This window comes from Azospira sp. MPR-E4, assembly GCF_058809645.1.
In genome coordinates this window covers 1-25,807 of sequence record NZ_JBXAST010000048.1, presented here as the reverse complement: position 1 = coordinate 25,807, position 25,807 = coordinate 1, and the positions used below count along the sequence as shown (strand labels likewise).

19 protein-coding genes, 2 tRNA genes and 1 pseudogene are annotated in these 25,807 nt (G+C 58.5%); 19 read left to right on the top strand and 3 right to left on the bottom strand.

Features of this window, described 5'->3' with window-relative positions; all coding sequences use genetic code 11:
- Window positions 1-76 precede the first annotated feature (76 nt).
- Together AC1RTA_RS12985 and AC1RTA_RS12980 are read right to left on the bottom strand one after the other, a co-directional pair.
- Window positions 77-153, bottom strand: a tRNA-Met gene (locus tag AC1RTA_RS12985).
- A gap of 121 nt (window positions 154-274) precedes the next feature.
- Window positions 275-892, bottom strand: a complete 618-nt coding sequence (locus tag AC1RTA_RS12980; RefSeq protein WP_130460200.1) for a ParA family protein — start codon at window positions 890-892, stop codon at window positions 275-277.
- Between the two features lie 151 nt (window positions 893-1,043).
- Between AC1RTA_RS12980 and AC1RTA_RS12975 the strand changes: the two genes are divergently transcribed.
- On the top strand, window positions 1,044-1,847 hold the full coding sequence (locus AC1RTA_RS12975; RefSeq protein WP_492784928.1) for an IclR family transcriptional regulator: 804 nt from the start codon (window positions 1,044-1,046) through the stop codon (window positions 1,845-1,847).
- Between the two features lie 28 nt (window positions 1,848-1,875).
- Here the strand turns inward: AC1RTA_RS12975 and AC1RTA_RS12970 are convergent.
- Window positions 1,876-1,951 (bottom strand) — tRNA-Thr (locus AC1RTA_RS12970).
- Between the two features lie 86 nt (window positions 1,952-2,037).
- Between AC1RTA_RS12970 and AC1RTA_RS12965 the strand changes: the two genes are divergently transcribed.
- From AC1RTA_RS12965 to AC1RTA_RS12880, 18 genes and pseudogenes are all read left to right on the top strand, one after another.
- Window positions 2,038-3,816 (top strand): GGDEF domain-containing protein, encoded by a 1,779-nt coding sequence (locus AC1RTA_RS12965; RefSeq protein WP_492784927.1) that lies wholly within the window; start codon window positions 2,038-2,040, stop codon window positions 3,814-3,816.
- 81 nt (window positions 3,817-3,897) lie between these two features.
- Window positions 3,898-5,118 carry a methyltransferase domain-containing protein gene (locus AC1RTA_RS12960; protein WP_492784926.1) on the top strand — a complete coding sequence of 407 codons (1,221 nt, stop codon included), beginning with the start codon at window positions 3,898-3,900 and terminating at the stop codon, window positions 5,116-5,118.
- Window positions 5,115-6,215, top strand: coding sequence for a DegT/DnrJ/EryC1/StrS family aminotransferase (locus AC1RTA_RS12955; protein ID WP_492784925.1), 1,101 nt, complete (start codon window positions 5,115-5,117; stop codon window positions 6,213-6,215). Before AC1RTA_RS12960 ends, AC1RTA_RS12955 begins: the two co-directional genes overlap by 4 nt.
- Window positions 6,212-6,676, top strand: a complete 465-nt coding sequence (locus AC1RTA_RS12950) for a dTDP-4-dehydrorhamnose 3,5-epimerase family protein (RefSeq protein ID WP_492784924.1) — start codon at window positions 6,212-6,214, stop codon at window positions 6,674-6,676. The genes AC1RTA_RS12955 and AC1RTA_RS12950 overlap by 4 nt, the downstream gene beginning before the upstream one ends.
- Window positions 6,677-6,684: 8 nt before the next feature.
- Complete coding sequence (locus tag AC1RTA_RS12945; RefSeq protein WP_492784923.1) at window positions 6,685-7,347, top strand: acetyltransferase; 663 nt, start codon at window positions 6,685-6,687, stop codon at window positions 7,345-7,347.
- Window positions 7,348-7,349: 2 nt separating this feature from the next.
- Window positions 7,350-8,465 (top strand): DegT/DnrJ/EryC1/StrS family aminotransferase, encoded by a 1,116-nt coding sequence (locus AC1RTA_RS12940; protein WP_492784922.1) that lies wholly within the window; start codon window positions 7,350-7,352, stop codon window positions 8,463-8,465.
- A 9-nt stretch (window positions 8,466-8,474) separates the two neighbouring features.
- Window positions 8,475-9,443, top strand: a complete 969-nt coding sequence (locus AC1RTA_RS12935; protein ID WP_492784921.1) for an NAD-dependent epimerase/dehydratase family protein — start codon at window positions 8,475-8,477, stop codon at window positions 9,441-9,443.
- Between the two features lie 14 nt (window positions 9,444-9,457).
- The gene (locus AC1RTA_RS12930; RefSeq protein WP_492784920.1) at window positions 9,458-10,408 is read left to right on the top strand and encodes an SDR family oxidoreductase; all 951 of its coding nucleotides are present in this window, start codon (window positions 9,458-9,460) and stop codon (window positions 10,406-10,408) included.
- Between the two features lie 77 nt (window positions 10,409-10,485).
- Entirely contained in the window at window positions 10,486-16,848 is a 6,363-nt protein-coding gene (locus AC1RTA_RS12925) for a glycosyltransferase (RefSeq protein ID WP_492784919.1), read from the top strand.
- Between the two features lie 50 nt (window positions 16,849-16,898).
- On the top strand, window positions 16,899-18,599 hold the full coding sequence (locus tag AC1RTA_RS12920; RefSeq protein ID WP_492784918.1) for a tetratricopeptide repeat protein: 1,701 nt from the start codon (window positions 16,899-16,901) through the stop codon (window positions 18,597-18,599).
- Window positions 18,599-20,278 (top strand): tetratricopeptide repeat protein, encoded by a 1,680-nt coding sequence (locus tag AC1RTA_RS12915; protein ID WP_492784917.1) that lies wholly within the window; start codon window positions 18,599-18,601, stop codon window positions 20,276-20,278. The genes AC1RTA_RS12920 and AC1RTA_RS12915 overlap by 1 nt, the downstream gene beginning before the upstream one ends.
- 166 nt (window positions 20,279-20,444) lie before the next feature.
- Window positions 20,445-21,302 (top strand): flagellin N-terminal helical domain-containing protein, encoded by an 858-nt coding sequence (locus tag AC1RTA_RS12910; protein ID WP_152090761.1) that lies wholly within the window; start codon window positions 20,445-20,447, stop codon window positions 21,300-21,302.
- A gap of 238 nt (window positions 21,303-21,540) precedes the next feature.
- Window positions 21,541-22,395, top strand: a complete 855-nt coding sequence (locus tag AC1RTA_RS12905) for a flagellin N-terminal helical domain-containing protein (RefSeq protein WP_152090760.1) — start codon at window positions 21,541-21,543, stop codon at window positions 22,393-22,395.
- 93 nt (window positions 22,396-22,488) lie between these two features.
- The gene (locus AC1RTA_RS12900) at window positions 22,489-22,881 is read left to right on the top strand and encodes a flagellar protein FlaG (protein WP_492784916.1); all 393 of its coding nucleotides are present in this window, start codon (window positions 22,489-22,491) and stop codon (window positions 22,879-22,881) included.
- Window positions 22,882-22,916: 35 nt separating this feature from the next.
- A complete protein-coding gene (fliD, locus tag AC1RTA_RS12895; RefSeq protein ID WP_492784915.1) occupies window positions 22,917-24,278 on the top strand; it encodes a flagellar filament capping protein FliD in 1,362 nt (453 codons plus the stop codon).
- Between the two features lie 32 nt (window positions 24,279-24,310).
- Window positions 24,311-24,754, top strand: coding sequence for a flagellar export chaperone FliS (fliS, locus tag AC1RTA_RS12890; protein ID WP_492784914.1), 444 nt, complete (start codon window positions 24,311-24,313; stop codon window positions 24,752-24,754).
- 2 nt (window positions 24,755-24,756) lie between these two features.
- The gene (locus AC1RTA_RS12885) at window positions 24,757-25,092 is read left to right on the top strand and encodes a flagellar protein FliT (protein WP_152090756.1); all 336 of its coding nucleotides are present in this window, start codon (window positions 24,757-24,759) and stop codon (window positions 25,090-25,092) included.
- 68 nt (window positions 25,093-25,160) lie between these two features.
- A pseudogene (locus tag AC1RTA_RS12880) lies at window positions 25,161-25,807 on the top strand (flagellar hook-length control protein FliK); the annotation flags it as partial.

Genomic DNA, 25,807 nt, shown 5'->3' with positions numbered 1-25,807 from the left:
GATTCATTTGTCCGACCTAAGCCGGAACACCCAACCAAGCACCTACACCTATCGGTTGTCCTATTTTTTAAAGAGCTGGTTGCGGGGGCAGGATTTGAACCTACGACCTTCGGGTTATGAGCCCGACGAGCTGCCAGACTGCTCCACCCCGCGTCCGTCAGAGAAGCGAGATATTATCGCTTTCTCTACACCTCGTCAACCCCTGCCGGTTTGTTTCTTGCTTTGCTTTCGCTTGGCTGCACCGGCTGGTGCGTCGAGGGAGGCGAACTATAGCCTAGTCGGAGAGCCACTGCAAGAGGGAATCCCACTGTTCGTGATCTCGCTTGAACTTTGCGCGGGGAGGGTCAAAGACGGAAAGCCCTGCGGCAGCTACGTTTACGTAGTTCTGGGTGTTGCGCAGATAACTAACAATGGGAATATCGAAATGACGCAAAAACTCTTCCAGCATCACTGCCGCACGGGTTCTGGGATCCACCCGCATGGCGACAATACCCAGCATCTGCCGCCGACCGCGGGTTTCCTGGCGCAATGAATTGAGGAAATCCTCCGTTGCCGCCATATCAAATATGGAAGGCACCACCGGAACGATGACCTTATCGACACGACGCAGGTAGTCGGAAAGCTTATAGCCCTGCAGGCCGGCCGGGGCGTCCAGCACCACCTGATCCACATCCTGGGGCGGATTGAACATCACCTGATTACCCGCGAAGTATCCGGTCACCGGTGCCATCTCCGGATCGCGGAAGGCCATCCAGCGCAGGGAGGATTGCTGGCGATCCAAATCACACAAGGTGACCTTGTTGCCCTGGTTGGCGAAATAGCCGGCCAGATTTGTCGCCAAGGTTGTCTTGCCACACCCCCCCTTCGGATTGGCCACCAGAATTGCTTGCATACCCACCCCTTTCTCACTCGATAAAAGCCGAACTGGCATTTGGGCCACAACGGTCTCGGATGATTATATGCGAAGGTACTGACAGCGGCGGCTCCCCGATTGGGCGCACACGGATGTAATATGGCGACCGGGTTTGCTACTTAAGTCATATATGGAAAAGCCAAAAACCAAGGACCGCCAGGGAATTCAATCCATCGAAGTGGGGGGCAAGTTATTGCAGGCGCTGGCAGCCAATGGCCGCGCCATGATGCTGCGGGACCTGGCCAAGGCTGCCGGCATGCCCGCCGCCAAGGCCCACCGCTACCTGGTCAGCCTCATTCGCATGGGCCTGGTCGAGCAGGACCAGACCAGCGGCCGCTATGACCTGGGCAGTTTCTCCCTGGAACTGGGCTTGGCCGCCATGGGCCGGCTGGATCCGGTTCGCCTCGCCACCCCGATATTGGAGGACCTCTGCGAGCGCCTGGGTGAAACCGTTGCCCTGGCCGTATGGGGGAATCATGGTGCCACGGTGGTCCGCCTGCTAGAGGCCGGCGGACCGATCACCGTTGCGTTGCGCGCCGGTACCGTCCTGCCGCTGGCCAGTTCGGCCACGGGCCGGGCGTTTGCCGCCTTTTTCCGCTCCCCCTACCTGCGCCAACTGCTGGAAGTCGAAATCAAGGCGAACGCGGAAGCGAACAGCACCACCCTGGCGGCTGCGCGCCGGGAAATGGACGGCCTGCTGTCGGAAATCCGCAACCAGGGCATTGCCCGGGCCAGCGGCAGCTACTCTCCGGGCATCAACGGTTTCAGTGCGCCGGTATTCAATCAGACGGGCACCATGGTGGCGGCAATCACTTCCCTGGGGCCGATCGGCAACTTTGCCAGCGACTGGGACAGCAACATTGCCGCCGCCATCCGGCAAGCCGCCCAGGATTTATCGCACCGGCTGGGTTATCACGAACCGGGCCCGACCTGAGCAGGCAAGCAGGGAAAAGAGAGAGGGATGGTGCCGGGTACCGGAATCGAACTGGTGACCTTCGCATTACAAGTGCGCTGCTCTACCTACTGAGCTAACCCGGCGGGGCCGCCATTATAACCGAGGCATGCCCCCTGACGTGCTGTCGCATATAGAATAGGCTGCAATCTTCGAGCAAGACTCAAATTCCATGGCTGCCCTCTCCAATCCCTCCGAAATTGCTCGTGAAGTCCTCCGGCAACTGGCCGTCCGGCGCATACCGCCGACTCCGGACAATTACTTCACTCTCTACAACGAAATTGCCGAACACCCGCCGGGGGATGAGCCGTTCCCGGAAAAGCAGTGCAAAAGCCTGGCGGCCGCCCTTGACCGCAGCCGACCGGCCCAGCAGCGCCTTGCCAGGTCTTTCGACGAGGCGATCCGGGACAAGAGTTGGGAACGCTTCCAGAACACCTGGAAGGCCTTCTGTACCGAAGCCAGCAGCGAACCGCCGCCTTGGAGCGACCTCATTGCCGAACTGATCCGGCAATGGGAAACCCATCATGCCGGCCTGACGCCCGGCAAGAAAAGGGACTCCCTGGAACACGTGCTATCCAGTGCCGGCAAGGATCCGGACCTGCTCTTCACCCGCCTGAAAGGACTTCTCAATTCCTGGAACCAGAATGCGGACGCCGGCGGCACACCCCTGGCCGACGCCCCCGAGATGGCAGAGGAGGACAACGGCGCCGATGCTGTCGCCGCGACCACAGCATCGGCCAGCGCCGACAACGCCCTGGTCGGCGAACTGCGGGAACTGTTTGCCTTCACCCTGGAAACGGCCGTCGCCACCCAGCTGGTGGAGTCGCCCCAGTTGGTGGAAGAAGCCCGGACCCTGGCCAGCGCCGTGCGCCGGGCCCAGGACACAAAGGCCCTGAAAAAGCTGCTGGACAAGCTCAAGCAGTTCGCCTTCCGCCTCGAACTGCTGGCGGATGACCAGCGGGAGCTGCGCACCGGCCTGCTGCATCTGCTGCAATTGCTGATCGAGAACGTCAGCGAACTGGTGGAAGACGACCAGTGGCTGCACGGTCAGATCGAAATGGTGCGAGACATCGTCACCAGCCCCCTCTCCCTGCGCACCATTGACGACGCCGAGCAGCGCATCAAGGAAGTCATCTTCAAGCAGAGCCAGCTCAAGCACAGCCTGAGCGAAGCCCAAGAGGCCCTGAAGCACATGCTGGCAGGCTTCGTGGACCATCTGGCCGATTTCGCCGACTCCACCTCCGACTACCACGACAAGGTGGAGGCCTGTGCCCAGCGCATTGCCACGGCCAACAACATTGCCGACCTGCGGGCCGTCATCGACGAAGTGATGCACGAAACCCGCATCATCCAGCTCAATGCCCAGCGCTCCCGCGACGAACTGCGGGCCACCCAGCAGCGGGTGCGGGAATCGGAACAGCGGGTGGCCGAACTGCAGGGCGAGCTGGACAAGGCCAGCACCCTGGTGCGCCACGACCAGCTCACCGGCGCCCTCAACCGCCACGGCCTGGAGGAAGCCTTCGCCAAGGAAACGGCCCGCACCCAGCGGCGCCGCACCTCCCTCTGCCTGGCCATCCTGGACATCGACAACTTCAAGAAGCTCAATGACAGCCTGGGCCACGACGCCGGCGACGCCGCCCTGATCCACCTCATCACGGTCATCAAGAACACCATGCGCCCCACCGACCTGGTGGCCCGCTTCGGCGGCGAGGAGTTTGTCATCCTGCTGCCGGACACCGGCCTGGAAGACTCGACCCACGCCCTGCAACGGCTGCAGCGGGAGCTGACCAAGCACTACTTCATGCACGACAACCAGAAGCTGCTGATCACCTTCAGCGCCGGCGTCACTGCCTACCAGCCCGGTGAAGACCAGGCCGCGGCCATCAAGCGGGCAGATACGGCCATGTACGAAGCCAAGCGCACGGGCAAGAACCGGGTGGTGCAGGCCTAGGCACAAATCTGGCAATATCCTTAAAAAACTCTTCCAGCTGCCGTTAGTCAGCCATGCAACCGCATCATCAACGAGGCTTACATGTCCAATTGTCTGATCTGCCAAACGCCGCTACAGGAAGTCATTAGTTTCGGGCGCATGCCCATCGCCAATGGTTTTCTCAGCCCTGAACACTACGCGAACGAGTTCTTTTTCGAACTTCAGGTTGGGTTCTGCCCCCACTGCACCATGGTGCAGCTAATGCAACTAGTGGATGAACAAAAGCTGTTCCACGGAGAGTATCCCTTCTTCTCTTCCACGTCCCGTCGCATGGCCCAGCATTTCGGCTCTTTTGCCGATTGGGTGTGCGAGCGCTATCTAACAGAGGCCGACCCACTGGTGGCGGAAATCGGCTGCAACGACGGCATCATGCTGCAGTATTTCGCTACCAAAGGCATACGCCACATTGGTATCGAACCTTCCAAGAACGTGGCCGAAGTGGCACGGAGCAAAGGCCTCAACGTGGTTAGTGAATTTTTTAACGCCGACCTGGCCCGGGCCATCATCACCGAGCACGGCCAGGCGGACGCCTTTCTCGGCGCCAACGTCATGTGCCACATCCCCTATCTCCATTCGGTGGCCGAAGGCATCCGCCTGCTGCTAAAACCCAAGGGCATCCTCGCTTTCGAGGATCCCTATATCGGCGACATCGTCACCAAGACTTCTTACGACCAAATCTACGACGAGCACGTCTTTTACTTCTCCGCCACTTCCGTATCCCGGCTCTTCGCCCAGCACGGACTGGAACTGGTGGATGTCCTGCACCAGGAGGTACACGGCGGCTCAATGCGCTATGTACTTGCTCACGCGGGCGCCTATCCGGTCAGCGACGCGGTCCGCCGCCAAATGGCCTGGGAGGAATCGATTGGATTACATCAATATGCGGTTTATCAGCAGTTCCGGCGTAATGTGGAGCAGTCCCGCAGCGATCTGATTGCGTTGCTGCAGCGCCTGAAGGCGGAAAATAAACGGGTGGTTGGTTATGCAGCCACCTCCAAGAGCACCACTGTAACGAACTACTGCGGTATTACCCCTGATTTGGTGGAGTTCATTAGCGACACAACACCGATCAAACATGGCAAATACAGTCCCGGCGTGCATATCCCGGTACGTCCTCACGAGGACTTTTCCCAACATTACCCGGACTACGCCCTTCTTTTCGGCTGGAATCATGCCGCGGAGATCAAGTCCAACGAAAAGGCCTTTGAAGCCGCGGGTGGCCGCTGGATAGAATACGTCCCCTCCGTCGGAATCAGCACATGATTCCCTGCGCCAATCCCCTGGCCCAATACGAAAGCCACCAGGAAGCCATCAACGCTGCCGTCGCCCGGGTCATGTCCGGCGGCTGGTACATTTTGGGCGAGGAAACCCGTCAGTTCGAACAAGAATTTTCGCACTTTTGCGGAACAGCACACGGTATTGGCGTCGGCAATGGCACGGAGGCCCTGCAGGTAGCCCTGGCGGCCTTGGGAGTGGGACGCGGCGATGAAGTTATCACGGTCGCCCACACAGCCGTGGCCACCGTGGCCGCCATTGAGGCTGCCGGCGCCACGCCGGTACTGGTGGACATTGAGCCCGAGTACTTCACACTGGACCCGACCAGACTAGCCCAGCGGATCACCTCCCGGACCCGAGCCATCATCCCCGTGCACCTCTATGGCCAGCCTGCCGATATGAACGCTATCCTAGCCTTGGCAGAGCAAAGCGGAGCCATGGTCATCGAGGACTGCGCCCAGGCCCATGGTGCCCGCTACCGGGGGCGCCGGGTTGGCTCCATGGGGGCAGCAGCCTGCTTCAGTTTCTATCCCACCAAGAACCTGGGCGCCCTTGGTGACGGGGGCATGGTAGTCACAGGGAACCAGACCACAGCAAAACAGGCCCGCCTGATCCGGGAATACGGCTGGGAGGAACGTTACGTATCCTGCATTCCCGGATGGAATAGTCGGTTGGACGAAATCCAGGCCGCCATCTTGCGGATCAAATTGCAAACTCTGGAGCAAGACAACGGACGGCGCCAAGCGCTGGCACATCGTTACGACACCTTGCTCCAGGACACCCCACTGAAGCTCCCAACCTGCCGGGCCGAATGCGAGCACGTATATCACCTCTACGTGGTCCGCGCTGAGGAACGGGACGCCCTGCAGACCCACCTAAAGCGCCACGAGATTGGCTCCCTGGTCCACTACCCAATGCCCATCCACCGGCAGCCCGCTTACGAAGGGCGTTTAGCAATTGATGCTGACTTAGCAGAAACAGAAAAAGCGGCACGAGATGTGCTTTCATTACCCCTATATCCGGAACTGGGTTTCGACGAACAGGACCGGGTCATTGAAGCCATCCTAGACTTTTATCGAAAATGAGCCGCCCGATCCCCGACGTTTTCCTGAAAACCCTGGCCACCCACAGTGATGACCGGGGTTTTTTTCGGGAAGTCATCCGCAACAACGACCCCTTCTTCGCCGCTGGCTTTGGCCAACTGAGCCACTCCCTCGTTTATCCCGGAGTAATCAAGGCCTGGCATGGCCACCTCCGGCAGCACCAATGGACCTATGTGGCTGCCGGCACCCTGCGCGTCGCTCTCTGCGACCGCCGCCTGGACTCCCCCTGTTACGGAGAGATCATGACCTTCCTGGCAGGGGAACACCAGGAGGCCTCGATCTACCACCTACCGCCAGAGGTGGTACATGGCTATGAATGCATCAACGGTCCAGCCACGGTCATCTACGTCACCTCAGGCACCTACGAGCCTGATGAGGAAATCCGCCTCCCCCATAATGATCCCGGCATCAGTTTCGACTGGTTGCACAAGCCGATACGTTAGGCCAAACCATGTACGAGTTGCAGGGGCAATCCATCATCCTTTGGGGAGGCACTGGGCAGGCCAAGGTGGTTCGCCCCATTATTGAAGCTCGTGGCGGGAGCGTGGTGGCCGTCTTTGACGATACCCCAGGTCTCCCACCACCATTCCCCGATGTCCCCTTGTATCTGGGTTGGAAGGGATTTTGTGCTTGGCAAGAGCGACAGGACGGAGTCCCCTTTGGCTTTTGTATCGCCATCGGCAATCCCCATGGCCGGGTGCGGCTGAAAATCGCCGAGCAGCTGAAGGCAGCCGGTCTGCACCCGGTCCATGTGATACACCCAACTGCCCATGTCGAAGCCAATGCCCAACTCGGCGAGGGCTGTCAGCTAATGGCGGGGGCCCTGGTAGGAGCAGAAGCGGTACTCGGGGCCCAGGTCATCATCAATACCCGGGCCTCCGTGGACCACGAGTGCATCCTCGGTGACGGCTGTGAGCTTGCCCCTGGCGCCACTCTCTGTGGTCTCATCCGCCTGGGAGATGGCGCCTGGGTCGGAGCCGGAACCACGGTCTTGCCGCGATTGAACATCGGCCGGGACAGTATCGTCGGTGCCGGCAGCTTGGTGATAAACGATATCCCCGACGGGGTTGTGGTGGTAGGTCATCCCGCTACCCGCGTTTTACGAAAGGTCTGAACGTGACTCAAGACATCCAAATGGCCGGTCCTTCCATCAGCGAACTGGAAATCAGCATCGTCGAAGACTGCATGAGAAACGGTTGGTACAACTATGAGTATGTGGAGCGCTTCCAGCGGGAGTTCGCCGCCTACCATGGGCGCAAGTACGGGATCATGACCCCAAACTGCACCACCGCCCTGCATCTACTGCTGACCGCTCTGGGGGTAGACCGAGACAGTGAAGTCATCGTCCCGGAATGCACCTGGGTCGGGTCCTCCGCTGGCATCCATTACTTAGGGGCAGAAACCGTATTCGGCGACATTGCAGCCGACAACTGGTGTCTTGACCCAAACATCCTGGAACAGCGCATCACCCCCCGCACCAAAGCCATCATCGCCGTAGACGTCTTCGGCAACATGCCGCGGATGGACGATCTGCAAGCGGTCGCTGATCGCCACGGCATTCCACTCATCGAGGATGCTGCTGAGGCAGTCGGCTCCAGCTACCGAGGTCGGCGTGCCGGTAACTTCGGCAAAGCTTCCGTTTTCAGCTTTCACCGAACCAAAACCATCGTTACGGGAGAAGGGGGCATGATTCTCCTGGACGACGACGAGCTCTACCAGCGCTGCATGTTCCTACGGGACCATGGGCGTAAGCCGGAAGGCCCAGCTTATTACGTCTATGAAGTCACGTACAAATACATGCCCTTCAACCTGCAGGCAGCCATGGGGTATGCACAATTCCAGCGCATCGACGAACTGGTCGGCAAAAAGCGCTGGATGCTGGAGCACTACCGTCAGCGCCTGGCCGATATTCCTGACATCACCCTGAATCCGGAACCTGAAGGAGGCGTCAACGGCGCCTGGATCACCGGCCTGCTGATCGGCAAGAGCCACGGCATCGACAAGCTGGAGGCCATTCGGCGGTTGGGAGAAATGGACGTTCCGGCGCGCCCCTTCTTCTACCCCCTGTCCTCCCTACCGGCCTACCCCGGAGCGCGGGAACGCTATCAAGAACTCAACCCCGTCGCCTACGATATTTGTGCCCGCGGCATCAATCTACCAGGCGCCCTGATTGTCAGCGAAGCCCAGATGGATTTCGTCTGCGACGGCATCTGCCGACTCCTTGGATCCTAAGGGACGATCATGGCACGGCGAATACTAATCACCGGGGGACTCGGTTTCATCGGCAGCAATCTGGCTTTACGCAGCCTGGAACTCGGCCATGAGGTCACCCTATTGGACAACATGTCACCGGAGGCTGGGGGGAACCAAGCCAATGTAGAAGATTTTGCCGCAGACCTGAGAATCCTCGAAGGAGATATCCGCGACGAGGATACCTGCCGCGAGGCCCTGGTCGGGCAGGACGTAGTCTTCCACTGCGCGGCCCTGACCTCCCACCTAGGCTCCATGCACAATCCCAGGGAAAACGTCGCGGTGAACTGTCTAGGCACCATCACTCTCTTGGACGCCATGCGCCAGTACAACCCGGGCTCGCGCTTCGTTTATGTAGGCACTAGCACCCAGACCGGCCCCATGCGCACGGCCAAGGTGGATGAACTACATCCGGAATTCCCGGTAGACATGTACTCAGCCAACAAGAGCGCGGCGGAAAAGTACACCCTCATCTACGCAAAGGCCTACGGGCTAGCCACCTCAGTGGTCCGTCTAGCCAATGTTTACGGCCCCCGAGCCCATATCCGCAATGCCCAATTCGGCTTCGTCAATTTTTTCATCGGACTCGCCCTACAGGGCCGCGACATCACCATTTTCGGCGATGGTGCCCAGTCTCGTAATCTCTCCTACGTAAGTGACTGCGTCGAAGCCCTGTTCGCAGCTGCTAACGCCCCGGAGGCCATTGGCGAGGTCTTCTTTGCTGCGGCAGACGAGCACTACAGCGTCGCACAAATTGCCGCAGCAATCGCCGAATGCCTTGGCGGCCAGGTCCGTTTCGATCCCTGGCCCAAGGAGCGCAAGGCCATCGACGTGGGCGACATGCTCATCGACAATCAAAAAATAAAGCAGGTTCTCGGTTGGCAACCCCAGACCGGCTTGCGCCACGGACTGGCACAGACCCTGGCCTATTACCAAGCCCGGCTGGATCGCTATCTCTAGGGAGTATTCTTGTTATGACGCAACGTCTCATCGTCACAGGTGCCCTCGGGCACATTGGTTCCGCCCTGATTCACGCCCTTCAGCCCGGGGAATTCAAGGAGGTGGTACTGATCGACGACATGTCGGCCCAGCGCTACTGCTCTCTGTTTGGGCTGCCCGACGGGGTCCCTTTCCGTTTCATCGAGGCAGACGTTCTCACCGTGGATTTGGAAAAGTTGCTTGACGCAGACTCCCTGGTCATTCATCTGGCGGCAATAACTGACGCAGCTTCCAGCTTTGACAAAAAGGACCAGGTAGAGCGGGTCAACTTCGACGCCACCGTCCGCATCGCCGAAGCCTGCCGACAAGCCGGAGCCGCCCTGGTATTCCCCTCCACCACCAGCGTCTACGGCGTTCAGCAGGACGAGGTAGATGAAAACTGCGCCTTGGAGGACCTGCAACCCCAGAGTCCCTACGCTGAAGCCAAGCTGCGCTCTGAGCGTTGGCTCGCTGACTGCGCCGGACTTCGCTTCGTCACGCTGCGCCTCGGCACAATTTTCGGCACGTCTCCCGGTATGCGTTTCCATACCGCTGTCAACAAGTTCATTTGGCAGGCCTGCGCAGGACAACCGCTAACAGTATGGCGCACCGCCATGCATCAGATGCGCCCCTACCTAGCCGTCGACGACGCCGTGGCAGCCCTCCGACACGTATGGCAGAAGAAGCTGCTCGACCGTCGCATCTACAACGTGGTCAGTACGAACACCACCGTAGCCAAGATCGTCGAGCAGATCCAGACCCACATCCCCGACTTACAGGTCAACCTTGTTGATGCCAAAATCATGAATCAGCTGTCCTATCAAGTCAGCAACCGCCGTTTCCGCGACACTGGCTTTACCTTCAGCAATCGGCAGGCAGACGACATCGCCGCTTCCGTGCTCCAATTGCGTAACATACGGGCAGCCGATCACCTGTTGACTCGCTGAGTGCCCGCCAAACATCGTTATCAGCAGAGCCACCGCACCATCCCAGACCAATCTGGAAGACTCTCAGGGGAGCAAAATTGGCCAAAGAAATCGAACAATACCGCGAGCAATACAGTGGACAACGGGAGCTTAAGCTGCATCTCGGCTGCGGCCAGGATTACTGGCCGGGCTATGTGAATATCGATGTGGACAGCAGCGCCAAGGCCGACCTGATCCTGGACATCAGCGAGTTGGAGAACGTCTTCGACCCGGGCTCCGTCAGCGAAGTGGTGATGTACCACGTCATCAACTACCTATCCCTGTGGGAGGCCCGTGGCTTCTTCCAGACATTGAGCCGGCTGCTCACACCCGAAGGCCGCCTCATCATCGAAACGGTGAACCTAGAGGCGGCCCTAGCCAAGGTAGCGCAAAGCCAAGGCAATCTAGGGGAATACCTGGAAGGGGTGCGTGCTCTCCACGCCTTCGGCCGGGACCACATGGAAGCCCAGGCCCGTTTCGTACCCAACCGATTCAGCTGGACCCGCTGGCACCTCGAGGCAGAGTTGGGCGCAGCCGGCTTTGCTTCCATCCGCCAGACTCCGGTACAGTCCCACGCCCCATGGCGCGACATGCGTCTGGAGGCTTCATTGGCGATGCCAATGGCGGCCCCGCCCGGGAAGCGCCTGCTCTTCCTGCTGTACTACCCCATGGGTTCCATCACCATGCGCATCCGCGGCACCATCTACGAGGCCTATTTCAAGGCCCGGGGTTGGCAGATCACCTATCTGGACCTTGAACGGAGCGATGAGGACTCCATTATTCGGACGGCCTCCGAGCACGACCTGGTGTACTGCCTGAAGGTGCCCTTCCTCAACCTTTACCTGCGTCTTCGCACAGAAACCTCTGCCAAGATCATTTTCGATCTCACCGACGCACTGTGGCTGCCCCACCACCGGAACACCGGTTGGAAGGATCTGGAAATGATCCTAGCCATCGCCGATGGTGTTTTCTGTGACAACGAACATGTGGCCGAATACGGACGCAAATTCAATCCCAATGTGAGGGTTATTCACGCCTGTACCCAGGTGGAGCAATTTACTGCAGCCAAAGCCAGCCACAGTCGTTGCCAGGATGGCAAGATTCGCCTCGGCTGGGTCGGCACCCACGGCACCCTGAGTGCCATCAGCAAGATCGCTCCTGCTCTGGCCACGGTCTGCCGCCGCCACCCCCAGATTGAACTGCGTCTGCTCTGCCTCAACTATCAGCAGGACCAGTGCCCAGATCTGGAGGGGATTCCCCATTCCATCCTGACGGACTACGACGAGGCCACCATGATCCAGGAAATCCTGGATATGGATATCGGACTCTTCCCGCCGCCCTTTGGTTTGGACGACTTCGCCATCCGTGGCCCGCTCAAGGCTCTGCTCTACATGAGCGGCGGCATCCCGGTGGTGGCGCAGCGGGGTGGCGACTGCGCCACCCTCATTGAGGACGGTGTAAACGGCATGCTGGCGGACACTCAGGAAGAATGGGAAGGGCAGCTGGAACTGCTATTGGCCTCAGCTGAACGTCGCCAGGCGATGGGCGAAGCCGGCCATCGCCTGGTAGCCCAGCGCAATTCTTTAGCAGCCGTGAGTGCCTCCCTGGAGGACGAACTGGAGTACATCCGTGACCATGCCGAGCACAACCCTGCCCTCGACATGTTCCGCAAACCGCAAACTGCAAGTCTGACACCAGTTGCCACTGCAAAAGGTAACGGCAACGGAACTCCGAAAATCCTTATTGGTTGTGACTTTTATTGGCCCTCCGTAGGCGGCGTCGAAACTATTGTCAAAAACCTGGGGCTCTCCCTACAGAAGCTCGGTTACGAGGTAGAAATTGCTGCCCGCGCTCTGCCTAACCGCACCTCCGACGTATACGAAGGAATGCTCATCCACTCCTTGGATGCAGACACCCCCACTTCGGTCGGCCTTCCCAGGGCCTCTCTGCAACTGCGGGAACTTGTGGAGAGTGGGAAGTACGTGGGCGTCATTCTGCGGGCCGATCCTCTCAACTGGGTCATTTGGAGCTTGGAAGGTGCCCGGGTCCCGGCCCATACCCGGACCTTGGTCCAGCCCCTCATCAATGAGGACGGCTATGGCAACTGGGGCGGCAATACCGGGTTCCGCCAACGCCTGGGAGGAGTGCTGCGCCAGACATCGGCGGTGGTATGCCTGACCCAGACGGGGCCCGATGCCCGCTACTTGAAGGAGGAAGGAATTCCCTTCGTCCATCTGCCCAACGCCACCACACCCCTGGTTCCCAACCTGGACTTCCGTCAGACCTACGACTTCTCTCCAGACGAGCCCCTGCTGGTCCATGTAGCCAATCTCTGGCCAGTAAAGAACCATTTGGGGCTGATAGAGGCCTTCCGTAAGCTCGATTTGGACTGCCAACTAGCCCTCTTGGGCAACCCCTCAGGCAATCTGGAATACGCCGAGCAAGTAAAGCACGCCGTCGCCCAGGATGCCCGCATCAAGCTTCTCCACGGTCTATCCGGGCCCCAGGTAGCTGCTGCCATGCAGGCGGCAGACCTAGTGGTCCTGGCATCCCACGGAGAAGTATTCCCGGTAAGCATCGTCGAGGCCATGAGCCACGGCAAGGCATGGATCGCCACCCCCCAATGCGGAGCCGCCAACGAGTTGAGTGGCGGCATCATCACTCCCCTGGATAAATTTCCTGAGGCGATCGCCCGCCTCCTCGCCACGCCCCAGCAACTCAACCAGTTGGGTGCCCTCGGAAAATCCCACTGGCAACAGTGCAATCAGTGGGACTCCGTCGCCAAATGCTGGCAGGAACTGGTCGCTACAGGTGCCCTGAGGAACCCTCCGGCCCCACCGCCGGAAGTATGGGCTTCCACCCAGAGCATCCGCCTAGCCATCACTGAAGGCCAAGCGGCCCTGATATCCGTCATCATTCCCACCAAGAACCGGCCCCATCTCCTGGCTCAGGCCCTATTAAGCCTGCAATACCAGACCTACCGCCGCTTTGAAGTAGTGGTAGCCAACGATGGCGGCTGTGACGTGGGAGACGTGGTGGACTATTTCGGTAGTCACTTCCCTATCACCTACATCCGTCGCTCCACTTCCGGCGGTGCTGCTGCTGCCCGCAACATGGCCCTGTCCGCAGCCCAGGGGGACATCATCGCCTACCTGGACGATGACGACTACTACTTCACCCACCACTTGGAAACCATCGCCACAGCCCTGGAAAACACCGCCTTCGACTTCGTCTACAGCGACGCCGAGTACGTGGTGCACAAGATGGTGGATGGTCGCCCCATGGAGACCACCCGCACCCGCCCTTACCAGATCCGCCCCTATTCCCGGGACGATTTGCTGGTGGCCAACTACATCCCCACGCCAACCTGGGCTCACCGTGCTTCCTTGCTTAAGCAGATCGGCGGGTTTGACGAATCCATGACCATCCTGGAGGACTGGGACTTCCTGCTACGAGCATCCGCTGTCGCCCGTATCCAGAAAATAGAACGGCTCTCGGTGGAGGTCCGTCAGGCAGCATTCCGTCAGGACCACACGCTCCCATCGGCAGCACGGCAGCTGCCCGGGTTCAAGCAGTTATACGCTCGCTACCCAGCCCCCAACGCCAGCGTGGAGCGCCTGCGCCAGATACTCCTGCAGGAACTGGAAACCCCCCAAGGCCCCTCCCAATACCGAGTCCCTACTGCCTTCGAGGATGGCTACCCCTTGTGGGTGAACAAGCACTCCCTGGAGCCCATCCACGGCCAGGTCCATGCGGAACGAATGATGGCCTGGCAGCGTCGCCCCCATTTCCTCCTCCTCATGCCGGTACGTCAGCAAGCAATGGAACAGCTGGCGAAGACCATCGACGGACTACAGCAGCAGCTCTATCAGGGTTGGCAGCTGATTGTGCTGTCGGACCAGCCCACCCCCAACGACATTTTCAACCAGTCCGAAGTACTCGGTTGGCTTCAGTTGGACAGCCTGGAGGATGAACAGACCCTGGTGGCGGGCTGCAATGCTGTTATCGAGAACATTCCTAGCGACTGGGTAGCCCTGCTGCCTCCCGGAACCACCCTGGAGCCCAATGCTCTCCTCAGCATCGGCGATTACGCTCAACTACACCCGGAATGGCAAGCCATCTATAGCGACCATGATTTCCTGAGTGCTACAGGACAGCGACAGGACCCATGGTTTAAGCCGGACTTCAGTCTGGACTATCTTCGCTCCATGGACTACGTGGGCAGTGCAGTGTGGTTCCAGACCCAGGCTCTGCGCAGTGCAGGCAGTTTCGCGCCCTTCCCCGGCGCCCTGCAGTACGACGCCCTTTTGCGCATCTTTGATCAAGAGGGTGGATTCTCGTCTATCGGCCATATCGCCGAGCCCTTGGTGCATCTCCCCTTTAGCCTGACGGAACATCCTCTGGCCCAAGCGTCCCGTCAGGTAGCGGTGGAAGCACACCTGGCGCGTCGGAAAGTACCAGGCCAAGTAGAACAGGGGCTGCTGCCGGATACTCTGCGGGTGGCCTATCCTCTGGAGCGCACCCCCCTCGTATCCATCATCATCCCCAATCGGGATAGCGTGTGGTACCTACGCCCTTGCCTGGAAACTCTGTTCCAGAAGACGGACTACACCCATTACGAAGTCATCATCGTCGATAACCAGACCGAAGATCCTGATACCCTGGCCTATTACGACGAACTAGCGGCCGCCCATTCGGAACAGGTTCGCATCGTTCACTACGATCGTCCTTTCAATTTCTCCGCCCAATGCAACTTGGGGGTGGAGGCGGCTCAGGGTGAGTTGATCCTACTGCTCAACAACGATACTGAGATCATTCAGGCCAACTGGCTATCCCGAATGGTAGCCCATGCCCTGCGTCCAGAAGTGGGCATCGTTGGCGCCCGCCTGGTATATCCGGAAACTGGAAAAGTCCAGCACGCCGGCGTCATTCTTGGCCTTGACCGCCTGGCCTCCCATGGCTTTATGAACCTGGACATGAAGGATCCTGGCTATCTCAACCGCCTCCAGGTGGAACAAAACTATAGTGCCGTCACCGCCGCCTGCATGTTGGTCGCCAAGGAGTTGTTCATCCAGGTTTCAGGCATGGATGAAAAGGACACGCCAGTACTCTTCAACGATGTAGATTTCTGCCTCAAGGTTCGGGAACTGGGCAAACTCATCGTGTGGACACCCTACGCCACCCTGGTTCACCACGAAAGCAAGTCGCTGCAGAGCGAACTCCAGGAGATCAAGCGCCGTGCCGCCATCGTCGAACGGGACTCGGCCACAGCGCTGGCCCTGCATGTCCGTTGGAAGAAGTGGCTCCGAGAAGACCCGGCCTACAATCGTCACCTAGCCCTCAGCACCAACCGCTCCTTCCACGTCGAAAGCGAGTTGGTGGCAGACTGGGATACCAACTTCCATGACCGGCAACGGATCCTCGCCTTTCCCCCAGCTGGCGGGGTAGGCGAGTACCGGTTTACTGCTCCCTTGAAGGGATTGACCCACGCTGCACGAATTCAATCCACCATCGTACAGACTCGCAAATACCACGAGCTACGCTACCCCACCCTGCCAGAACTGAACCGCCTGGAACCAGACGTACTCATGCAGCAGGTGGACTATTCCCCGGCTTTCTTCGAGTGGCAGGAGCTCTACCGCAAGCAACGACCTGACATGCTGTCGGTCATCATGATTGACGACCTCATCACCCAGATGCCGGAGGACAATCCCAACTACCGACGTATCCCCCGCAACGGACGGCAACGCCTGCGCAAATTGTTCGAGCAAACTGACCGGGTGGTGGTCAGCACCCAGCCTCTCTTCGACTTCGTCAAGGAACTCACCGACGAAGTTCGCCTGGTGCCGAATTCCCTACGGGACGATCTGTGGGCCCACCTCAGTTCCCATCGCCGAGTCGGGAAAAAGCCCCGGGTGGGCTGGGCCGGTGCCCAGCAACACAAAGGCGATTTGGCCATTATCAGCGAAGCAGTGAAGCAGACGGCCAACGAAGTGGAATGGGTATTCTTCGGCATGTGTCCCGACGAAATTCGGCCGTACGTGACGGAATATCACCAGTTCGAAGTTGGGGTCGAAGCTTATCCAGCCAAACTGGCCTCCCTCAACCTGGATCTAGCGGTGGCTCCCCTTCAACAGCATCCCTTCAACGAGGCAAAAAGCAATCTGCGTCTGCTGGAATACGGTGTTCTGGGCTTGCCCGTGGTGTGTACGGACATCTATCCCTACCGTACTGACAACGCCCCGGTAACCCGGGTTGCCAACGAGACTGGCGCCTGGGTCCAGGCCATCCGGGAACGAGTCCACGACTTGGATGCCACTGCAAAAGAAGGAGACGCCCTGCAACAGTGGGTGCGCCAACGTTACCTCCTTAGCCACCATCTGGACGCCTGGTTCAAGGCCCTAACGGACCCCCGCCCGTAATCCTTCGGCATAGGGACATCCGCGGATGTCCCTATGCCGAGACTAAGATCATGACATCATCACCTAAGACCCCGACAGAGTTGACCGCCTACTTCGCCGAGGCGGTACAGGCCCAGCAACGGGGCGACCGAGCCACCGCTGAGACACGTTACCGAACCATCCTGGCTGCCGTGCCCGGGCACCTGGACACAGCCCACAATTTGGCCATCCTGCTGGGAGACCAGCAGCGCCATGAAGAGGCTCTGGCCCTGTGGCAAAACGTACAGGCGGCCGAGCCCGGCAGCATCGACGCCTGTATTGAGGCAGCCCTGACCCGCATTCGCATGGGCGATGGCGCCGGAGCAGGCACCGACCTGCAGCAGGCCGTGGCCCTGCAACCCCAGGATGATGACACCTGGCGTCGCATCGCCAGTGGCTTTGTTCTGTTACGCCATTTTCCTGACGCAGTGGATGCCTATACAGCGGCCCTTAATTGCAACCCGGAGGAGCCACGCAACTACACCGCCTTCGCCTCCTTATGCTCTCACCTGGGGGAATATGCGGTCGCCAGGGAATTGGCGGAAAGCGCCACTCGACTCGCCCCTGACCTGCTATGGGCATGGATCGAGTTGGGCAATGCACAAATGAAAGAGGGCTATCCCGAAGCAGCCGCCGCCAGTTTCGGACAAGCCATTCGCATCGCTCCCAAAGACCCGGTGGGCTACTGCAACCTAGCCATCACCCAGATGGAAGCCATGGACTTGGAAGCAGCCCAGACCAATCTGGATCGGGCCCTCGAACTAGACCCGGAACATCCCCTAGCGCGCTGGAACCGGGCTCTGGTACGACTCACCCGGGGGCAACTGCAGGCCGCTTGGCCGGATTATGAGTACCGGCGCCAGGCCAACATCCAGGGGGTGATATTTCGTCCCGGCACTCCCCAATGGCGGGGCGAGCCCATCTCCGGCCAGCGGATCCTGCTACTGTGCGAACAGGGTCTAGGGGATTCCCTGCAGTTCATCCGCTACGCCACCCGGGTCAAAGCTCTCGGCGCTTGGATAGCGGTGCGTATACAAGCCCCCCTGAAACCCCTATTTCAGGAAATGCCGTGTATCGACTTGCTGATTGATGAAAATGAGCCGGTCCCCGAGACAGACTGGCATTGCCACCTGCTTTCCCTACCACTGGCCTTCCATACCAGCATCGCGGACATTCCCGCAGAGATGCCCTATCTGCGGGCCCCCCAGGCCCGCCGGGAGGCATGGCGGGAGCTCCTCGCCCCCCTCTCCAGACCCCGGGTAGGTCTGGTCTGGGCAGGCGGCCGGCGCCAGCACATGGCCGACGCCGTACTACTGGACAGCCGCCGTAGCTTGAAATTGGAGCAGTTGCTGCCTCTGGCCTCTGTCCCCGACATCAGTTTCGTCAGCCTGCAAAAGGATGAGGCCGCAGCTCAAGTCACCGACCTTAAGGGACGGTGGTCCATTACCGATTACAGCGACAAACTGCTGGATTTTGCAGAAACGGCAGCACTGGTGGAATCCCTGGACTTGGTGATCAGCGTGGATACCGCCGTCGCTCACCTAGCCGGCGCCTTGAACAAGCCGGTCTGGCTGCTTAACCGCTGGGATACTGATTGGCGTTGGCTACTACAGCGGGAGGACTCTCCCTGGTACCCCAGCCTACGGCAGTTCCGGCAAACCCAGGAAGAAGGCTGGGACAAGGTGGTCGCCGCTGTTACCCAAGCCTTGCGGCAGTGGCGCCAGGAACAGTGATGACGCCTCTGCCACAACTGCTACAACAAGCCCAGGCGGCCTTTTCTGCCGGCAACTTCGAACAGGCGGCAAAGGCATTCCAGATGGCGGCAACTCTTGCCCCAGGAGACTGGAGCATCCATTTCAACCAAGGCATCTGTCTCGCACAACTGGGAGACGGGCCTCAAGCCTACCAAGCCTATGCCCAGGCCCAGGCCCTCAACCCAGACCACACTCCGACTTTAGCCAATTTGGCCGCCACCGCTTTTCAGTTAGGCCGGCTGGACCTGGCCCTGCCCTGGGCCCAACGTCAAGTCGAGTTGGAGCCCGACAATCCCCTGGCCCACGACAATCTGGGGCAGGTATTTCATGGACTGCGGGAGTGGGGAAAGGCCATCCAAGCCTTCCATCGTGCCCTGATCCTGGCGCCTCATGATGCCGCAATCCTCAATCACCTGGGGATGGCTCAGCAGGCCCACGGCCTGCTGGACGAAGCTACGGCCACTTTCCAGACGGCTCGCAAGGCCGCCCCTGGGGATGGGGAAATACTGACCAATTTGGGACTGCTGCTGGAAAAGCAGGGACACTACCAAGAAGGCTTGGAGCTATTGCAGCAGGCCCTCGCCATCTCACCCAAGCTGCCCCGTTACTGGAGCAATGTAGGTAATAGCCTGCGCCGCTGCGGGCGCTATGCCGAGTCCCTAGCAAGCCATCAGCAAGCCGTAGCCCTAGCCCCAGCGGACCCATCGTGCCGATGGAATAACGCCCTAGCCCTGTTGGGCCAGGGCTACTGGAAAGAGGGTTGGGCGGAGTATGAATGGGGAGAAATGGCAGGCACCCGCAGCCGTTTCTCAAACCGACTTCCCCGTTGGCGGGGAGAACGCCTACATGGCCGTTCCCTGTTGTTAAGGGCAGAACAGGGCCTGGGAGACACCCTGCAATTCATTCGCTTTGTTCCCCTGCTGCTGGCTTTCGGAGGCGATATCGTCATTGAAGTCCAGCCCGCCCTGCTGCCTCTTCTGGTCGACTCGGACTCCCCCCTACGCTGGGTGCCCCAAGGACCCGACCTTCCAAAGGATGCCTGGGGTTGCGACTGTTATCTGCCCTTGCTAAGCCTACCCCATGTGCTGCAATTGGACGAAACACACTTTGCCGCAATCGGCGCCGGCCCCTACATCGAGGTACCCCAGCGTTACCAGGAAAAATGGGCGCAACGTCTACCGATCAGCAGCAATGCTAAACGCATCGGTCTGGTATGGGCCGGCAATAACCGACATCCCAATGACCAAGAACGCTCCTGCCCCCTGTCGGCCCTGGCTCCCTTACTGAATATCCCCGAGGTTGAATGGGTCAGCCTGCAAAAGCCGTCCCCCGCCAACTTGCCGGCTGCCCTGCTGAACCTAGGTCCAGAACTGGAGGATTTTGCCGATACGGCAGCGGCTCTGGCCAGGCTCGACCTAGTTATTTCGGTGGACACTGCCATCGCCCATCTCGCCGGAGCCCTAGGCTGCCCGGCCTGGGTAATGCTGGCAGCGGATGCTGACTGGCGCTGGCCCCGGCAGGGAACAGCAACCTCCTGGTATCCCAGTCTGACTCTGTACCGGCAAAAAATGCCGGGGCAATGGTTGCCGCTTCTGGAGTCCATTGCTGGGTTGCTGCCGAACTGGCTGAAAACCTCTAGCCCCCAGGCCTTCCCCTAAATGCCTGGAAGACAATAGACAAGCCACTTCCCACACCTATTAATGCCATAAATCTCCTATTGCCACGATGATGGCACACCAGTTGCTTAAGTAAAACCAGAGCGCCCCACCCCCTCCGGGGAGATGGGCGCCCAAACTGTTAAGCCTCTCTGGTAAGGAGCTGAAAATGGCACTAATCGTCAACACCAATATTGCGTCGCTCAATGCTCAGCGCAACTTGAGCACGTCCAACGCGGCACTGTCGCTCTCCCTGCAACGCCTGTCTTCCGGCCTGCGCGTCAATAGCGCCAAGGATGATGCCGCCGGCATGGCTGTAGCCGAAAGCATCACTAGCGGGGTTCGCGGCAACACCCAGGCTATCCGCAACGCCAATGACGGCATCTCGGTCGGCCAGACAGCTGAAGGCGCCCTGGGCCAAATCGCCAACAACCTGCAACGAATTCGTGAAATTTCCGTACAAGCGGCCAACGGTTCCATCAGCGACAGCAACCGTAGCCAGCTGCAGAAGGAAGTGGATCAGCTGACCCAGGAAATCAGCCGCATCGTTCAGACCACAGAGTTCAATGGCACCAAGCTACTCTCTGGGGCAGCCACCATTACCTTCCAGATCGGTTACAGCGGTTCCGCCGACAACCAAGTCTCCATTTCTACCACTGACCTAGCCCAGGCAGGCTCAGCAGGCCTCAATGCCTTCAGTGGCAGCCTCACCGCCACGGGCACCATCAACGTCACTACCTCCGGTGGCGCCTCCGCAGCCCTCAGCCAACTGGACGCCGATATCGCCCAGGTAGCCAACCTGCGCTCCACTTACGGCGCGGTGCAGAACCGTTTCGAGGCCGTCATCTCCAATCTGCAAAATTATGTGGAGAACCTGACGGCATCCCGTAGCCGGATCATGGATGCTGACTTCGCATCCGAATCTGCCCAACTGACCCGCAATCAGATTTTGCAACAGGCCGGTACGGCAATCCTTGCCCAGGCCAACACCGTTCCGCAACAGGCCCTAACGCTACTGCGAGGCTGATAAGCGGCGGATTCGCCGCCCCTACTACCAGAGACGCTTCGGCGCCGCCTTTTCCCAACCCCACATCCGGGTGGAGAAAAGTCGGCGCCTTTTTCTTTGTTTCACCCCGACAAAAATATTCGCTAAAAAGACTAAAGTTCCTCCAAGCGCCTCCGATAACTGAGACAAAGGAGGCGCAATCCCGCCCCCAAGGTTTTACCCAAATGGGTAAATAATCAATGGAACCAAGGAGATAATCATGCCTTTGATCGTCAACACCAATATTTCGTCGCTGAACGCACAACGGAATCTGGCCACCTCCAACGCCTCTCTGGCTAATTCCCTGCAGCGCCTGTCCTCCGGCCTGCGCGTGAACAGCGCCAAGGATGATGCCGCCGGTTCCGCCGTTGCCGAAGGCTTCACCAGCGCCATCCGCGGTGGCAACCAGTCCATCCGTAACGCCAACGACGGCATTTCCGTCGGCCAGACGGCTGAAGGTGCTCTGGGCCAGATCGCCAACAACCTGCAACGTATCCGCGAAATCGCTGTGCAAGCCTCCAACGGCTCCATCAGCGACACCAACCGCAGCCAGCTGCAAAAGGAAGTTGACCAGCTGACCCAGGAAATTAGCCGTATCGTTCAGACCACCGAATTCAACGGCACCAAGCTGCTCTCCGGTGCATCCACCATCACCTTCCAGGTGGGTTTCAGCGGCTCCTCCGACAACCAGGTTAGCGTCACCACCACCGACTTGGCTCAGGCCAACTCCGCCGGTCTGAACTCCTTCAGCGGCAGCTTGACCGCAACCGGGACCGTGACTGTGACCACCTCCGGTGGTGCTTCCGCAGCTATCGCCAAGCTGGATCAGGATATTTCCCAGATTGCCAACATCCGCGCCACCTTCGGTTCCGTGCAAAACCGCTTTGAGGCGGTAGTGTCGAACCTGCAGAACTACGTGGAAAACCTGAGTGCATCCAAGAGCCGGATTATCGACGCTGACTTCGCTGCCGAAACTGCTCAGCTGACCCGTAACCAGATTCTGCAACAGGCCGGCACGGCAATTCTGGCCCAGGCCAATACGGTGCCCCAGGGCGCGCTGACCCTCCTGCGCTAAACCGCATTAGATTAAAGCACTAGCAGTACTGGCCGGAGGGGTAGCGAGCATCGCTCGAAGCCCCTCCGGTTGTGCCGTATAAAGGAGCTGGAAATGACTATCCAACCTTTGAACAACAGCAGCCCCCCTACCTACCCCACTCAAACGGCTAACCGTTCGACTGCCAATGCTGCCGCTGCCAAACGCGAAGTTCCCTCGGACACTTCCACTCCCGATACAACGAAAAATACCACTGTCGCTGAGCAACAAAAACCAATAGAAGAAAAGGAGGCCTTACAGGAAGCTACGCACAGAGCCAATCAGACCGTCGCAGGTCTTAGAAGCGACCTTCAGTTCTCCATTGACAACGATACCGGCGCCAGTGTCGTAAAGCTCATTGATGTAAAGACTAAAGAAGTAATTCGTCAGATTCCGGCACAGGAAATGCTTGTTATCGCAAAGCGGCTTGATGAACTGAAAGGTTTGTTAATCAAAGAGCGCGCTTAAAAATATTTCGACATGCGGCATAACGGAGAACGATCATGGGCATTTCAAGTGCGGGCGTTGGCTCGGGACTCGACGTCAACAGCCTGGTAAGCCAGCTACTTCAACTTGAGCGCCAACCGCTCAATTCGCTTTCCAAAAAGAAGCAAGAAGTTAATGATCAGTTGAGCGCTTTTGGGAAAGTCAAAAGCGACCTAGACGCGTTCAAAACCGCTATCGGCACTCTAAAGCTGGACTTGGATTTCGCCGCCGCAAAAGCCACATCAACCAATACCGGCATAGCCACCGCAACGGCAGCAAATACAGCCAAGCCAGGTACCTACGACATCAAAGTCAGCCAGTTGGCCCAAGCTGGCGTCAAATCTATGTTGACTGGGGTCACCAATCCCAAATCAGCATTTACGCCCGCGGTTGCCGGCACGTTCAACTTTAGTGTTGGCAGTGGCGCATCACAAAAGACCTTCAATGTCACTCTTGACGGCAGCGAATCCCTCGAAGGAATTCGGGATAAAATCAATGCCGCCACAGTTACAACTGATGGCAAAACAGCAACCCAGACCTTGGCTTCAGCCAGCATCATTAACACTGGAACATCTGCTGCCCCATCCTACAAATTAGTCATCGCGTCCACCGGACAGGGCACAGATAACGACGTCGTCATCGACAACAACCTAAAGACTGCTTTAGGTGGCTTTGATGAAACGAAGCAGGCTGCGAAAAATGCTCTGTTTTCAGTGAATGGTCTAGATATTGAGCGCTCGACCAACAGCATCACCGACGTCATTGATGGCGTCACTTTGAACCTGGTCAGTGCGGACAGCAGCAAACCATTTAGTCTGACGGTAGCCCGAGACACAGAGGCCATCACCAAAAAGATCAACGACTTCATTTCTGCCTACAACAAGCTAGCCAGCACGGTAACCACCCAGCATCAAAAAGGCGGAACGCTTGAAGCCGACAATTCTGCAACATCGGTTATTTATCAATTGCAGAACATCTTTAATCAACCGGCAAAAATTGCCGGAAATGATCTGAACTACTTAGCTCAAGTCGGCATTAGCTTTAAAAAAGACGGTACGCTGTCCTTGGACAGCACAACGTTTGCCAAAGCACTGGAAACCAATTCCAGTAACGTCGTTTCTCTTTTCACAGATACCGAACACGGTTTTGCGCACCGTCTCTACGATACTGCATCTAACATGCTATCCAATGACGGTTTAGTGGATGCTCGAATTAAAGGTCTCAACTCCCGGATCAAAATGTTTGATACCAATATGGAACGGGAAAATGTCAGGCTCGACAATATGGAAACGCGTCTACGCCGCCAGTATGCAAATCTGGATTCCACACTGGGAGTTATGAAGAACACCAGCAGCTATCTCTCTTCGCTCCTACGTTAAGATGATGATCCAGCGCTTCAGAAAGGTATCGCATGTTTAACCAAGGGGTTCGGGCATACGCCCAAGTGAAGGTCGAAACGGCTGTGAGTACGGCCAACCCCGTCCAGTTGGTCGTCTTGCTCTATGAAGGAGCCATCTCAGCCATAGCCTCTGCAAAAGGGGAAATGGAAAGACGAAACATCGCCCAGAAAGCACAATTTCTCAATAAGGCAATCGACATTATCGAAGGCCTGAGAAATGCACTGGAGTTCAGTCAAGGAGGAGGCATTGCCGTATCTCTCAACGACTTGTATCTCTACATGGTGCAACGCTTGAGCACCGCCAACCTCAAGAACGACCCAGTTATCTTAGATGAAGTGACAGCACTTCTGCGGGAATTACTGGGTGCGTGGGAAGTGCTGGCCAGGGGTGCGACAAATGGCCTTGATGGCGACAGTACTACCCCTAGTGACGGCAATGTTCTGACTAGGGCCTAAAAATGGCAAGCGGCGCAAAACTCCTCGCTCTGTACGATGCGATTCTCGCAATATCCCAACAAATGCGAGAGCACGCCCAAGCTGACGAATGGGATGCTCTGGTAGATAAAGAACTGGAAAGGCGACAGCTGGTGGCCGCCTTGCGTACCGAATTAGAAATAGCCCCGTCTCCTCTGAACCCGGCAGAGCAAACGCAGTCAGAGACGACGATCAAAGCCATTCTTTCTCTGGATGAAGAAACCAGGAAATTGGCCGAGCGCTGGATGGGAGAATTGGGGGAGAAGCTCGGCAGCATCAAGACTTCCAGACGCCTCCAAAATACCTATCTGGCACCGTAAGCCAAATTCCCAGGGGCTTCACGGCAATGACTCTCACCAGAGTCTAATTTGAGACTCATGCCCCTGTCATGATTCCGTCTGACCTCGTCAATCTCCCGCGCGTTCGGCTAGATGCGGCAATCCAACAGGTCGCACCAAGCCAGGCGGTATCCGACCTACTCTCCGAACTCGTTCCCGGGCAAAGGATTCTGGCCGACATTCAAGCGGCTCTACCGAACGGGACATATCGCGCAATGATTTCCCAGCGAGAGGTAACGCTGGCACTTCCTTTCTCAGCGAAAAGTGGTGATTCGCTGGAAATGGAAGTGGTGGAGAACAATGGCCGAACAGCTCTCGCCGTCATTGCAAATCCCAAACAGGCGGCTACTGCAGAAAGCTCCGCTGCCACCTCCCTCAGCCGCACCGGCCAACTTATTGCCACACTGCTGGCGGATGTTCCGGACAAGTCCAAAGGGCGCGCGACTCCTCTTAGCGGAAATCAGCCGCTTCTCGCCAACCCCAAACTCCCCGCAGAGCAACTTGCGCCACTGCTCAAGCAGGCCATCAGCAGTAGTGGCCTGTTTTACGAAGCACACCTGGCCCGCTGGACGAATGGGCAGTTAAATCTAGCAGAACTGCTCAAGGAGCCACAGGCACAGGCAGGAGCCGCCTATTTGGCTCAAGCCCCCCTCCCCAAACCGGATGGAAAGCCCTCCCTCGCCCCACAGGCCCAGCT